Raw genomic sequence first — 14,932 nt, 5'->3', positions numbered from 1 at the left:
CTTCTGCGAAGGGCAGCTATCGCCACATTCGTACTAGAAAGCCGCCAGTCCGTTGACCACCAGAACGGCTGTTGTCATCCTGGCTCGACTTCATGAGTGTCGGCTGAAACTAGCCGAACGAAAATCTTCCAATGATTTGAGTACCTATATTCGGCCTTTGTGGGGCACCATTTCCTCCCTTTTGTAAACGATCACTTGTCCGGCACCCTGTGAGGCGATCGTCGGCCTGCGAGCCGAGGATCGTAACCTTGGGCAAGGAAAACTCGGTGCATGGCTTTCCGCCCACGAGTTTCAAGCGCTTCGACTGCGAGAGGTGCATAAGCGATGCTCAAAGCGCATTGAGGGCCCTCCGATCGAAGGAAGTAATACACAGGGCGAAAGCCATATTCCTTACCGACCCCTGCGCTCTAACCGATGCGGAGGTGAGACAAGAGCGCAGGGATCAATGAGGCACGCGTTCTCAGTCGTACACCGCCGGATCGGACCCAATGCGACGATCAGCGCCTACACATCGCCGAGGCGGTTGCAGCCCGTGATCCTTCATCATAGTTTCGTCGTTACGCCGAGCGTATAGCGACGGCCGATCTGGTCGTAATAATCTGCGTAGACGTAGCCGAGAGAACCGGCCGTCGTTTGATCGAGCAGGTTTTTCACGTTGAACTGGATGCGAAACCGGTCGTTCAAGTTCGCGCCGAAGGACAGATCGACATTTTGCAGCGCCGGATAGCGCGTCAGCGAATATTGCTCTGCCGTAGCCGGCAATCCGCTGACGAAAATCTGCGTCGCGCTTTGCACGTTCCACGTCAATTGTCCAAAGAACCCACCCTGGGAGTAGAGCGCGGACAGTTGCGTCTTCCACTTCGGACGATCGAGCGAACCGGCTGATTCGTCATCGTCGCCAGTTGCGAACTGGCCGGCTGACGAGGTGCGATAGGTGATGAGATGGTAGGCGCTCCCGCTCAGCGTCAGCCGCCCTTGGCCCAGTTCGATCGGATAACGCCCGGTCAGGTTGAGCGCATGGATCTTGATCGCGCCGAGGTTGAGGAAGCCGACGTTGAACCCGTTGGCGAACTGGAACTGCGCATCGCGCGAGAACAGTCCGCAGGTATTGATGCCGACCTGCGGCGCCGAATTGGGATAGGTCGGGCTGTCGTAACAGGTCTGCACGACCTTCGAGAGACTGGTCGGCGTGATCGTATCCTGCAACAGCAGATCGATATAATCTGCTGTCAGGCTCAACCCCGGAATGAATCGTGGCGTTACGATCGCGCCCACCGTCCAGCTCTTGCCGCGCTCGGGCTTCAGATCGGGCGTCCCCGAATAGGTGCCCAACAGGCTGTTGCCCGAGGGGGTGAAATTGGCGAGGAAGGTGGCGGCGCTGTTTTGATCGCTGGCAAAGCCTGCCGCGATCACCGCCGCGCGGCAGTTGGCAGCCCGGATCGTCGGCACCTGGCCCGCGCCAATATTCGCGGGACCGCACAGGTCTGGCGTCGAGGTGAAAGTCGGTTGGCCACTAAGGAACAGTTCGACGATTGAAGGCTGGCGAACAGAGCGCGTATAGTTGCCGCGGAACGTGATGTCGCGGATCGGCTGCCATTCGCCGGCCAGCGAATAGATCGTCTGCGGTTTGCCGTGCGCCTTGGGTGACACCAATGCGCCGGCCAGCGTCCGGTACGTGTCGGACGCCCCGCTCTGCTGTGTCACTCGCACCGCCGGCTTGAAATCGAGGTGGCCGAGAAACGGCAGGAAGTCGGGACCAGCGATCGGGGCGACCAGTTCGCTGCCAACTTCATAGGTCGTCGTATGGCCGCGGGTATTGGCTGACGGTGCAAGCCGGCTGCGACCGAGGATGTTCAGCTCGTTGGAGGAGAAATCCGCCTCGTCGCGCCGATATTCTCCGGCGGCATTGAACAGCAATGCGCCGGCGGGCAGGTCGAACAGCCCGCCACCGAACGTCGCCTGCAAAAACGTCTGTTGCGAGACGTTGCGGAAGATCGTCGGCGAGGTGACATAGGCTTTCGACTCCGCCGACATATTGTTGTCGCCGAACGGATTGAGCGGGCGGCACGCGTCGATCAGGCTTTGCGTGATGACCGGCGTGACGAGCGTCTGCGTCGGTATGCCGTCGGCCCCGCGAACCCGTGTCAGATTCTCTGCGGTACCGATTGGGGTGCGGCCGAGATACTGGCCGGGATAGAGCTGCGCCCGGCAGATGATGTTGCCGTTGGCGATGCCGGTCGTCGCCTGCCCCTGATCGACCGCATCGAGTGCGAGCTGATATTCGAGGTCGGCGATCGATCGCATGCGCGTCGTCTGCACCGATCGCCCGAAGGTGCCGGATACCTCGGCATTCCAGGCCTTGCCGAGCAACTCGAACCGCGACCGCAATCCACCGACGAGACGATAGGTTTCCTGATGATTGGTGATTTCGTTCGCACCGAGAATATCCTGGTTCGGTCGGGTAAGGAGAAAATTACCACCATTCGCCGCCGTCGGCGAAATCCCGACCGACGCCAGCACCGCGCGGTTCTGTGCCGTCAGATACGGGTTGTTATAATTGACCAGCAGCGGCGCATATTCGGGAGACGAGGCGATGTAGTTTTGTGATCCGCCGATATTGCCGAGCGAACGGTTTAGCACGTTCGCGTAATTGTTCTCGGTGAAGGCGGTGATCTCGTCGTTGAAATCGAAATGGCCCAGAAAATTGAGGATGTAGCGGTCCTGCTGCGTGCGCAGCACGGTATTTTCCAATGCGCGGCGCAGACCGCCATTGCCGCCGATCGACGAGCTGACCGTCAGCGGCGTGTTCGGACCGACCGGCCCCGTGAAGCGGATCTCGCGCAGCGATCCATCGGGGTTGAACTCGAGCGGCACCGCGCGGAACGGCAGCACTTGGTTGACGGGTACCTGGACCGTGCCGCCATTGACCTTGACGTTGACCAGCGTTGTGTCCGTGTTGGCGACGCGCGGCACGAGGGGGTCGAAGGTGCCGATATAGTAATTGACGTTGACGCCGGGATTGGCCGCAAAGAATTCGCGCGCGGTGAAGCGGTTCGCCTGAAGCGTGTTGATCGCGAGGAGGTTGAGGGCAGAGCCATATTGGCTTGCGGTCTGCCCGCCGGTCTGTGCCGGCGGCACGATGCCATAGGCCGCGAACACTTGTGCCGCCGTGACGTTGGAAGGCAGCGCCGTGGGCGCGAAGGTGGTGAACGGGACGTTGGCGGCCTGCGTCGTGCGACCGTTCAAACCGTTGCCGGAGATCGCGTCGGCCCCCGGACCGCCCTTGATAATCTGGGCGCCGGTGGTTGCGAAATAGCCGTCGTTGAGCGTTGATATCGTCGTGCGCCGCCCGGACGCGTCGGTGGCTGCGATCGCGAAACCAACCGGCGCGATGCCGTTGGCGAAGGTGATGAAATTGCTGGTCCGCCGCGCTGCCCCGTTGCCGCTCGTGATTGGCGTATACGGTGCATAGAAATTGCTGCTGGCGGTGCTCAGCACCGTACCGGGGTTGCTGTAGGTCTGGTTGACGAACCCCAGCCCGAAGCGCGAGCTCGGTTGACCGTCATTGGTCGAGCGGAGGAAGGCGCCGTTGTTGAGGTTGGCGACATCGACGAAGGCAGTCGGCGCGAAGGCGGGGTTGCGGACGCCGCCATTAAACGGATTGGTATATGAACCGGGGCGGGCAAGGCGGAAATCGCGCGCCGTCGCCTGCAAACCGTCGTTGCGGGTATATTCGGCCGAGAAAACGACGTTTCCGCGTCCGCCGGCGATGTTCCTGCCGACGATGGCGCTTGCCTGATATTGACCGGTATCGCCGCGGTCGGTGATGCCGGTCAGGCCACGTACCTCGAACCCCTCATATTTGTCCTTGAGGACGTAGTTGACCACGCCGGCGATGGCATCCGTGCCATAGACCGCGGCGCCGCCGACGGTCAGTATGTCCACCCGGTCGATCAGCGTCGACGGGATGACGTTGACGTCGACTTGGCTGCCGGTTGCATTGTTGGCGACGAACAGGGATGCGGCGTTGCCCGAAACGAAGCGGCGGCCGTTGACGAGCGTCAGGGTGCGCGCGGTGCCGAGATCGAGCAGGTCGACGAACGCCGCGCCGAGGCTGGCGGTCTGGCCGCCGTTGTTGCCGTCTAGCGGGCTGGCGCCCGGACCGATCAGCGGATTGTCGTTGAGCGCCTCCAGCGCGTTGGTGAAGCCGCGGTTCTGGATCTGCTGACCGGAAATCTGCGCGCCAGGCAGCACGCCGCTCGTCTCCGGCCGCGCGATCCGTGAACCGGTCACGACGATCTCGCCGTCGCGCGCTTCGGTACCATCGGCACCTTCGCCCGGTTCGGCTGCGGGCGGCGTGGTACGGGCCCCGGCCGCTGGTGTGGATTGTGCTGCTGCCGGCGTGGCGAGCAGCGTCAAGGACGCCAGCGCAGTGGCGGAAAGGTATCTCGCTATCATAATGTCCCCCAGCATGGTGCAAGGTTCCCAGCCTCACACCGCGCGCCGAGGATGCCGCCGCAGCAAGTGCGCGCAACAAACATCTATTAAGTCCGTAGTGAACCCATTCTATCTGGCTCACATCCGGTCCCGCATCGACCACATGTGCCGCTGTGCCCTGACGGCTGTGTGGTGATAGCGATTAGGGCTTCAGAATTAGTGTTTTAGCCTGAGCATGACGACGCCGTGAGGGGCGACTTGCGCGGCGTAACGGTTCGTGTGCTTGCCAACGTCCTTTTGCATCCAGAGATCGCGTACCTGCATTCGCACCGATGCGGGCAATCCCAGCATCGTCCAGTCGGCGGCGATCGTCGCGGGCGTTTCGCCGCGGTTGAACAGCAAGATCGCCCGGCCCCCGTCCGCCATGGGCTTGGACCAGACTTCGCGGTCACCGTCTTTCCACACGCGGTGGCCCTGAGCACCCGCCGCGTCCTGATCGACCGCGATGACGTCGGCGTTGAGCAGGATTGCGCGTGTCGGCTGGTCCATGTGGACGACGTCGTTGCCCGCGATCAGTGGCGCGGCCATCATGGCCCAGAGCGCGAAATGCGCGCGATATTCGATGTCGGTCATGCCGCCGTTGCCGACTTCCAGCATGTCGGGGTCGTTCCAATGGCCCGGCCCGGCATACGGCCACAGCGGCTCATTCATGTCGGCGATCGACGCCACGCCCCAGCTATAGCCGTGATGGCCGGTCCATTTATCCGTGATGTCGCCGGTCGTCCGCCACAAGTTGCCGATCTTGGACGCCCACAGCCACGGCCTGGAGTTGCCCCATTCGCAGATCGAGAACAGGATGTCGCGACCCGAAGCGCGGAGCGCGTCCGCCATCAGGGCATAGGCTTCCTCGGCGTTGCGAACGCCCGTCGAGCACCAATCGTATTTGAGATAGTCGACGCCCCAGCGCGCATATTGCAGCGCGTCCTGATATTCGTGCCCCTGGCTGCCGGGGCGGCCACCGCACGTCTTCGTGCCGGCATCCGAGTAAATGCCGAACTTCAGCCCTTTGGCATGAACGTAATCCGACAGCGCCTTTATCCCGCTCGGGAAGCGCGCCTTGTCCTCGGTGATGAAGCCGTTCGCATCGCGCGTGCCGTGCCAGCAATCGTCGATGACGACGTAGCGATATCCTGCCGCCTTCATGCCGTTGGACGCGATCGCGTCGGCGGTGGCGCGGATGGTCGCTTCGTCGACCTTGCAGGCGAACTTGTTCCAGCTGTTCCAGCCCATCGGCGGTGTCGGCGCGAGGCCGTTCGCGACCCGCTTCGGGTCCTTCGAGGGCGCCAATGTGTTCGGGTCGAGATCCAGCACCTCCTGCGCCGACGACGGGGTGGCGGCCTGCACCAGCACGGCAGCCATGACCTGGAACAACGTCTTTCTGAGCACGGCTGACCTTCCATTCTCGTGTGATTGCATGTGCGTCGTCGGTTCGCGCAGCGCCGGCCGCCGCCCCGCGGCGCCTCGGCCGGGCGCCGATGTGACGAGGGATCGCGCGGTGATGCGCTCAGGGATAGGCGACATGCCCCTGGATGCGCTCCTCGGACGTGAAGGTCGACATCGGCAGGCCTGCGGCATTGTAGAGGTTGACGGGCACGACATTGGCCCAATTGTAGCGCACGTAGCGGGGCTGCTGGACCGGCCCGGTGACCATCACGGTGTCGCCCTCGATCCGCGCGGTCGCCGCGACGAAGGTGCGGTTCGCGCCGGCGATCTCGAAACCGCTCACCGGTGCGCCGCGGCTGGTCAATCCTGCGCCATGGTCGAACCAGATGCGCATGCCCCCCGGCTCGCCGGTCGCCTGGCGGAACAACGGGCCCTCATAGGCGACGCGTTCCCCGTAAGCGACGTTGCGTGCGGCGAGCGCGAGCCGGGCGGCGACGGTCTGCTTGTCGCCCGGGTGCACGTTGCCGGGATCGCCGACATCGGTGGTCACCGCCATCGCGGTGTCGACCAAATCCAGCGCACGGCGTTGCGCGTCGCGCACCAGGCCCCATTCCTCGGCGGGCGAATCGAACGACGAAATCTGTGCGTAGAGGAAGGGGAACGAGCCTTGCGCGAAATTGTGTCGCCAGTCGCCGATCAGGCCGCGGAACAGGTCGGCGTAATAAGGCGCGCGCGCAACGTTGCTGTTGGTCTCGCCCTGATACCAGATTACGCCCTTGATGCCGTAGCCGGTGAACGGTGCGACCATCGCGTTGTAGAGCGCCGACGGCCGGTATGCCTCCTCCGGCGGGTGCCAGGGATGGGTCGGCGGCGTGCCGCCGGTGGCGCGGATGGCGGCGTCCTCCCGCGCTTCGGCGGCGAGGGCGAGGTCGGCATCGGTCTGGTCCTGCTGGAAACGCGCGCGCGCATCGATCGCCGGGGCGAGCGCCGCATTGGTCGCGAAGGCGTCGGTCGATACCCAGCTGTCGGCGGGCGTTCCGCCCCAGGTCGAATCGATCACGCCGACCGTCACGTGCTCGCGTGCCGCGATCTCGCGCGCGAAGAAATAGCCGATCGCCGAAAAGTCGGTCGCCGTCGCCGGCGTGGTGGTCGTCCACGTCGCGTCGATGTCGCGCAGCGGAACGGTGCTGGCCTTGTGCGCGACGTGGAGGAGCCGGACGCGCGGGTTCGTCGCGGCGGCGATCTCGGCCGCGGCGTTCTTCAACGGCGCCCCGTCGAAGCCCTTGAGCGGGAATTCCATGTTCGACTGGCCCGAGGCGAACCAGACGTCCCCCAGCATGATGTCCTGGACCCGCACGGCGCCCTCGTTCGCGCCGCCGTCGACGGAGAGGACATACGGCCCGCCCGCCGCAGCGGGCTTCAGCCACACCTCCCACCGGCCGAGCCGGTCTGCGACCGCCGTCGCGCGCTGGTCGTGCAAGGCGACGGCGACGGTCGCCCCCGCCGTGGCCCAACCCCAGATATGCAGCGGCCGATCGCGTTGCAGCACGGCATGGTCGCTGAACAGATGCGGCAGCCTGAGCTGCGCGGCGGCTGGCGACGCCGTGACGGCGGCGAACACGGCGGTGGCGAGCAGGCGTATCATCATAGGTCTCTCCGGGCGTCCCGGCCTGACGGTCGCGCCGGATATCGGTGCAGCCTATCAGCATGCGGGCAACGGGCTAGTGGGATTGCGAAACGCCGTATCGACCGGCGGTTCGTAACGACCCTGGCGAGTGCGTCCCGGCAGCGGGACGCCGCACGGTTCGGGTTCACCGGATCGCAACGTCTCCTGCCGCGACGTTCCAGCCCCGCAGGGTCAGTCCGGTCGCCTGGCCGCCGGTCCTGGGATAACGCACCTCGAGATGACGTTCCTCTCCGGGCAGCAGCGCGACGTAATTGTCGCTGTAGAAGGCCGGGAGAACCCGCGTGCCGTGCATGTCGACCAAGGTGAGCTTGGCGCTGAGCGCGGGGACGGCCGTATTATTGGCGAGGGTCACCGTCACCACCCGATCGTCGCCGTCGTCCCGCGTCGCCGCCGCCGATGCGGTCAGCGCTACGGCCTGTAGGTCGTTCAGCGCGCGATAGGCGGCCTCGTCCTTGCCGCGCCAATAGAAGTTTTCGGCCACCATCCGTCCCGAGGCGTCGGACATCGCGATCTTGACGAGCAGCATCGGGTGCGCGGCGAACAGCCGATCCAGCGGAATGGCGGCGAGGGGGGTGGCGGCGTTGGCGGCGGCGTTCACCCGATCCTCGCGCGAGAACAATTCGGCATTGTCGAGGCCGACGACGCGGGTGCGGACGCGCAGGCCGGCGCGCGCCTCGCGCGTGGTGTTGAGCACGACCAGTTCGTTGCCCGGCAGGTTGAGCTGGACGTGCAGCGGCTCCGCCGCCTTCTTCGCGCCGTAGTAAGCGGCGTGGGTGTCGTAGTCGGAGCTGTAGATCTGCCAGGTGTTCGATGGCCAGGCGGGGTGGGTCATCCACAGCAGCCGTCCGGAATTCCTGGTCCAGAGATGACCGAGGAACCCCTCGTACATCGCCTTGTGCGTTTCCAGATTCATCATCTGCGCCTTGCGCTCGAAGTCGGCGAAGCTCGTCGCGGGACCGAATATCGTGTCGAGTGCCGCCGTGAACGTCTTGGTGTCGCCGTTCCCGCTGACATGCCAGTCGTGGTAGGCGAGCGTGTCGCTGAGCGGCCAGGTCTCGCTGTCGGGCATCGTGGCTCGGACCGATTCCAGCGTCGACAGCGACGGCGTTCCCGTCTCCACCGAAAAGCCGGTGGCTAGTCCGGTGAAATAGCCCACGGGCGGGCGGTAATTATAGGGGCCGGACCCCTGCAGGTTGATGACGTTGGAGCTGCCGGTGAACCAGCGGGTGCCGTCCTCGCGCGCGATGACGTCGTCCAGACCTTCGTTGAGCGCGGGATAGGGCACGCCCTCGTTGCGGCCGAACCACAGGATGATCGACGGATGGTTGCGGTAGCGGCGCACCACGTCGTCGGCATTGCTGAGGAACAGTTGCGGGTCCTGCGGTTCGACCTGCGCATTCTGGGTCGACTGCCAGAAGTCGTTGAGGATCATCATGCCGTTCTCGTCGGCGAGATCGTAGAATTCCTCTTCGGTGTTGTTGCCCATCCAGTTGCGGATCACATTCATATGCGCCTCCTTCTGCAACCGGAAATATGGCGCCAGCCGGTCGCGGCTGACGCGCTTCATGGCGTCGTCCATCCCCCAATTGCCGCCGCGTGCGGCGATCGGCACGCCGTTGACGCGGATCGTCAGATGCGGTTCCGGCATGGTCGTCGCGACCGACGTCACCGCGGGCGATCGCTCGCCGGCTACGGTCAGCGATTCCGCCCAGCCGTTGGGGGATTGCTTGATCGCCTCATGGCGGATGTCGAGCAACCGCTCGCCACGCAGGCTGCCATCGGTGAATTGCACGTTGACCCGGCGCAAGGCCCCCGCGGAGTCGAACAGCGACAGATCATAACTCACCTCGCGCATTCCGAAGCGATCGGTGCGGGTATCGGAGATCCGGCCATCGGCCAGCGCCTCGAGCGAGAGCTGGTACAGCGCCTGCTCGCCATAGCCGTTCGGCCACCACAATCTGGGGTTGGCGACGTGCAGCTGGGCGAAGTCGCCCGGCGTGAACGCCACCTGGCTTTCGCCGGGTGCCGCGGTCACCGTCTTCTCGACGCGGACGTCGCCGAAGGCGGCGCGTACGGTCACCTGGCGTGGTGTCGCGCCATCGTTGCGGATCGGGACGGTGACATAAACGTCGGCGCGATCGGTGCGCGGCAACGGCAGGTCGGTCACGACATGCGGGTCGAGCAGCCGTATGTCGCCGTGCGCGAGCAGATCGACCGGGCGCCACAGCCCGGTGTCGCGGTCGCGGATGCCCGGAATCCAGTCCCAGCCCTCCGTCGCGACGAACGTCGGCCCGTCGATCGCCAGTTGACCACCATTTTCCCCGACGCCGCCGCTGATCGATTGTTCGTGAGGGATGCCGGGGTGCGGCGGTGGCGAAACGCGGACCGCCAGCACGTTTTCGCCGGCAACGGGGGTCAGGTCGAACTGGCCGCGGATGAACGCCCCGCGCGTATCGCCGAGCTTGCGGCCGTTGGCCCATATGTCGGCGGCGTAGTTGATGCCGCCGAACACCAGGGTCAGCCGCTTGCCGGCCGCCTCCGCCGGCACCGTGAAGCTGGTGCGGTACCAATAATCCTGGCGCGCGAGGCTTTCGGGGATCCTGAGGTTGTTGAGGCCGTAATAGGGGTCGGGATAGACGCCGCGGTCGACCAGCGTGGTCAGCACCGTGCCGGGCACGGTCGCGGGACGCCAGGTACCGCTCGCACGCCCGGGCCGGGACAGCGCCGCACCGTCTTCGCGAACCTCGGGCGCGCCGGCGAGTTGCCAGCCATTGACCCGCCAGCGTCCGTCGCTGGCCCGCGCCAGGCCGGTGGGTGGCAACGGCAGGCGCACCGCCGGCGGCGTCGTCGCGACGCCCCGCGCCCGTGGCAGCGTCCATGCATCCTGCTGCTGGGTGAGGCCGATGTTCGCCTGCTTCTGGAAGGGCCAGCCGACGCCGACCTGCCAGAATTGCACCGAGGCGAAATCCGGACGATCGCGAGCCGCGGCTGCGATCTCGCTCGCGCCGCGCGCGGCGGGGATGAAACGCGCATCGGCGAGCGAACCGCCGAAATGCCGCTGCGCGTCGCCGGCGCCGACGACCGGGGCGATCGCCAGCCGCGGCGCGACCCCGGACGGGCGGCTCGCCCGCGCCGCGACCGCGCGACCGTCGACATAGAGCGTGAGCGTCCGTCCGTCCGCGACCGCCGCGACCTGCGTCCAGCGGCCGGCGGCAAGCCTGCCGCCGCCGGTCATCCGCACCGCGCCGTCCGTGACGTTCAACCGCCCGTCGATCAGGCCGAGGCAACGGCAGGCGCCGAGCGGGTCGCCGACGGCGATCAGGATGCCGTTGGCCGCGCTCGCATCGGGGCGCACCCATGTGGAGAGCGTCCATGATGCGCCCGACGCGACCGCGTCGCCGGCCTTGTCGAGGGGGCGCTCGACCCCGATGCCCCCGGCCAGGATAGCGACGTTGTAGGGACCGGCGTTGGCCATGACGCCCGCGGTGCCGGCCGCAGGGACCTGTGCGGCGAGCGGCAAGGGCAGGACGGCCCCGAGCAGCAAGGTGGCAATAAGCGGCGATGATCGCATCATAATCCTCTCTGATGGCGTGCGGTCGTCGCCGGCGCCTTATCGTCCAGACACGCTGCATCCGGTCGCTCCCCTCGACCTATACTCTGTACGGCGACATGCAACGTCGGACGATCACGGCATGGTGGCGTCGGCCTGCGACGGGCTGGCTCCTCCTCGCGCTCACGAGATGTGGCCCGATCGAGGGTCCAAATTCTTGGAGCCGCCGTGCCGTGACTCACGATCGGCGCGGTATCGGATGGAGAGAGCCGGTGGCGGCAAGCCAAGCAGCGATTTTGCTCAAGACGACTCGCCATGGTGAGCGTAGGCTTCAGCATGGCCGACTGAGTCGGAACCTCTCATCGGGCATGCAGCCTCTGCCCGCCTCCGTCAAAAGGGGCGGGCACTTTTCATAACCCCACCGGTGCGGCGGCCGGGCGCAGAGCGCTCACCCCCGCTGGTTGAGCATCACCCCTGCGATCAGGGCCACGTTGCTGGCAATGAACGCACCGAGCACGATGTAGCAGGTCATTGGTGTTCTCCCTCGCGACGGATCGTAATCGCCAAGGGTAACCAGATCGTAAGCGGCGGATCGGGGGATTATGCCGGCACTGTGGCCAACGCCGTATGGCATGCGCCACGACCCCTTATCCATCAGCCGCTTAGCACGGCGTTTCGACGTAGACTCCGGCCGCAGCACCTTGCTGTACGTGCAGAAGGACGTCGTCATGACCCTCGAATATCCCCCCGTCGTACCCGTTCAGCGGAGGACGCAATCCGGCCCGGTCGCGGCCGATCTCCCCCATCAGCCGATCCGGCGCGCGCCGTTCGACCTGACCGATCTGGAGACCGAGTTCGATCCCGACCTCGGCACGTTGTGGACCTATATGCGCCAGCGCAGCCGGCCGAGCTTCAATCCCGGTCTGCTCGCCGCGTTCGACCAATGGCAGGACGATATCGTCGCGGCACATGGCTCGGGCGCGATGCCGATCCGCTATCTGGTGCTCGGCTCGCGCTTTCCCGGCGTCTTCTCGCTGGGCGGGGATCTCGACCTGTTCGCCGCGCACATCCGGCACGGCGATCGCGATGCCCTGGTCCGCTACGGCCGCGCGTGCGTCCGCATCCTCCATCGCAACATGCTCAGCCTCGAACGGCCGATCATCACCATCGGGCTGGTCGAGGGCGACGCGTTGGGCGGCGGCTTCGAGGCCTTGCTGTCGTTCAACGTCGTCATCGCCGAGCGCGGCACCAGTTTCGGCCTGCCCGAAACCAATTTCGGCCTGTTTCCCGGGATGGGGGCGCATTGCTTCCTGTCGCGGCGACTCGGTTCGGCGCGGGCCGAACAGATGATCCTCAGCGGCCGCTCGTACAGCGCGGAGGAACTCTACGACCTCGGCATCATCCACGCGCTCGCCGATCCGGGGCGGGGGCGTGCCGAGGTGGAGACCTACATCCGCCAGAACCGGCGGCGGCACAGCGGCCATTGCGCGATCTACGAGGCGTCGCGCTCGGTCAATCCGCTGCCGCTCGCCGAGCTGGAGGCGGTGGTCGACCTGTGGGCCGATGCGGCGCTGCGGCTCAACGAGACCGACCTCAAGCTGATGCGCCGTCTGGTCGGCGCGCAATCGCGCCTGCTCGACAAAGCGGTGGCCTGAGCCATGCGGGGTCAGGCGCGCCCGTGCGCCCTGGCCTCGCTCCCCGCCGCTCCGCCGGCGAACATGGCGCCGACCATGTTCGCCGGCATCGGCCGCGCCAGCAGATACCCCTGGACCGCGTCGCAGCGCGTCCGGCGCAACTGGTCGAGCTGCGCCTGCGTCTCGACGCCCTCGGCGACGGTGCGCATGCCGAGCTTGGCGGCGAGGTCGATCACCGTCTGGACGATCGCCACCGATGCATGGCTCTGTTCGAGGTCGGTGATGAACGACCGGTCGATCTTGAGCGTCTGGAAGGGGAATTTGGTGAGATAGCTCAGCGACGAATAGCCGGTGCCGAAATCGTCGAGCGTGGTGCGGACGTGGAGCCGGTTGATCGCGTCGAGCGCGGCGAGCGACGCCTCGATATCCTCGAGCAGCACCGATTCGGTCACCTCCAGCTCGAGCCGGTCGGCGGCGAAGCCGCTGCTCGCCAGTGCGCCCATGATGACCGTCGGCAGATTGGCGGAGCGCAACTGGATCGGCGACAGATTGACCGCGATCTTGACCTCGGCGGGCCAGTCGCTGGCGACGCGGCACGCCTCGCGGATCACCCAGCTGCCGATCGCGACGATCAGGCCGTTGTCCTCGGCGATCGGGATGAATTCGGCGGGCGAGATCGCGCCGTGGTTGCGGCTGGTCCAGCGCAGCAGCGCCTCGCACGACAGGATGCGTTCGCCGGCCAGATCGTAGATCGGCTGGAACATCAGATGGAATTCGCCGCGCTCCAGCGCCCCCTGCATATCGGCGGCGAGCGTGCGACTGCGTTCGATCTTTTCGTCCATCAGCGGTTCGTAGAGGCACATCTGGCCGCGGCCGCTGTCCTTGGCGCGATACAAAGCGAGGTCGGCATTCTTGAGCAACGTGTCGGCGTCGGTGCCGTCGGCGGGGGCGATGGCGATGCCGAGCGAGGCGCCGACGTGCAGCATGCGGCCGTTGTGATGCACCGGCAGCGCGACCAGATCGATGATCCGACGACCGGTGGCGAGCGCGTCCTCCGATCCCGTGATCTCGCAGACGACGGCGAATTCGTCGCCGCCCAGCCGCGCGACGATGCCCTCGCCCGCGAACGCCTCGTCGAGGCGGCGCGCGACACCGGCGAGCAACGCATTGCCGGCGAGATGACCGAAGGAATCGTTGATCTCCTTGAAGCGGTCGAGGTCGATCCAGTGGATCGCCAGGCGACGGTCGGCCCCGGCCAGCGCCTGCAACCGCGCCTCGAACTGTTCGCGGAAGGCGGTGCGGTTGGCGACGCCGGTCAGGTCGTCGCGACGCGCCATCGCGGCATGATGCTCGGCCAGCGCCGCTTTCTCGCGCGAGACGACGGTGGCCTTGAGGATGACGCCATAAGTCTGCAGCGTGATGTCCATCATCGCAACGACGAACAACAGGATGACCACCGCGAGCGCCATCTTGAGCGGTTCGAGCGAGACGATCAGCCCGGCGGCGAGCGGCAGCGAGGCGAAGCACAATTGCGCCAGCGCGATCCACGGCCGGCCGGCGTTGCGCCCGGCGATGCCCGCGGCATAGCCGATCGTCGTCGTCACCGCGAGCAACTGGAGGACGCCGTCGCTGCTGTTGATCAGCGTCAGCATGCCGAACGTGCCTAGCAACGCCGAATAGCAGACCGCACCGGCGCGATAGATGAATTCCTGCCGCCGGGCCCAGGCGCCGGTCGGCAGCGCTTGGGTCGGGCTGCGGCGGTGGAGCCGGACGGCATCGCCGACGCGGATGCTGGCGACGACCGCGATCGCCACCGCGCAGGCGCGCATCGACGGCGTACCGCTGACCAGCGCGACGATCGCGACGATCGCGCTGCTGGTCAGCGCGCCGATCACCAGCGACTGCGGCGAGGCATAAAGCGATTCTACCAGCGTCTCGCGCACCGAGGCGGCGATCGCCTGATCGGAATGGCGCAGCCGTCTGAGGCGGGAAATGAGACCGGTCATATGGTTACCATGCGCAACAGAAGTGTAGAAGAAACAAACGAATGCCGTCGGCGGCCCTCGGCCCGTCGCATAATCGCGCGGACGAATGCAGGAAATGCAGCAGCTTGCCGGTGTGAGCAGGGCGATCGTAGATGGACGCTCGTGCGAGCCTGCCGTCTTCCAAGCCCACCCCGTC

At 65.9% G+C, this 14,932-nt stretch carries 7 protein-coding genes; 1 reads left to right on the top strand and 6 read right to left on the bottom strand.

What is annotated here, in order from left to right; genetic code table 11:
• Window positions 1-543: 543 nt before the first annotated feature.
• The 5 genes from FFS23_RS05025 to FFS23_RS05005 form a co-directional block, all read right to left on the bottom strand.
• Entirely contained in the window at window positions 544-4,458 is a 3,915-nt protein-coding gene (locus FFS23_RS05025; RefSeq protein ID WP_171009357.1) for a TonB-dependent receptor domain-containing protein, read from the bottom strand.
• Window positions 4,459-4,653: 195 nt separating this feature from the next.
• On the bottom strand, window positions 4,654-6,072 hold the full coding sequence (locus FFS23_RS05020) for a glycoside hydrolase family 27 protein (protein WP_249340526.1): 1,419 nt from the start codon (window positions 6,070-6,072) through the stop codon (window positions 4,654-4,656).
• Window positions 6,002-7,528, bottom strand: coding sequence for a sialate O-acetylesterase (locus FFS23_RS05015; RefSeq protein ID WP_212742910.1), 1,527 nt, complete (start codon window positions 7,526-7,528; stop codon window positions 6,002-6,004). Before FFS23_RS05015 ends, FFS23_RS05020 begins: the two co-directional genes overlap by 71 nt.
• A 163-nt stretch (window positions 7,529-7,691) precedes the next feature.
• A complete protein-coding gene (locus tag FFS23_RS05010) occupies window positions 7,692-11,111 on the bottom strand; it encodes a glycosyl hydrolase 2 galactose-binding domain-containing protein (protein WP_249340525.1) in 3,420 nt (1,139 codons plus the stop codon).
• A gap of 454 nt (window positions 11,112-11,565) precedes the next feature.
• Window positions 11,566-11,847, bottom strand: coding sequence for a hypothetical protein (locus FFS23_RS05005; RefSeq protein WP_137897696.1), 282 nt, complete (start codon window positions 11,845-11,847; stop codon window positions 11,566-11,568).
• Between FFS23_RS05005 and FFS23_RS05000 the strand changes: the two genes are divergently transcribed.
• Window positions 11,846-12,772, top strand: a complete 927-nt coding sequence (locus FFS23_RS05000; RefSeq protein WP_137897695.1) for a crotonase/enoyl-CoA hydratase family protein — start codon at window positions 11,846-11,848, stop codon at window positions 12,770-12,772. The two genes, FFS23_RS05005 and FFS23_RS05000, sit on opposite strands and share 2 nt — an antisense overlap.
• Before the next feature lie 11 nt (window positions 12,773-12,783).
• On the opposite strand, the gene FFS23_RS04995 is transcribed toward FFS23_RS05000, so the two are convergent.
• Entirely contained in the window at window positions 12,784-14,757 is a 1,974-nt protein-coding gene (locus FFS23_RS04995; RefSeq protein WP_137897694.1) for a putative bifunctional diguanylate cyclase/phosphodiesterase, read from the bottom strand.
• Window positions 14,758-14,932 lie beyond the last annotated feature (175 nt).

It is taken from the genome of Sphingomonas sp. 2SG, assembly GCF_005503285.1.
Lineage (GTDB): Bacteria > Pseudomonadota > Alphaproteobacteria > Sphingomonadales > Sphingomonadaceae > Sphingomonas > Sphingomonas taxi.
The sequence above is the reverse complement of the archived record's forward strand: the minus strand, read 5'-3'. Positions and strand labels throughout refer to the sequence as shown.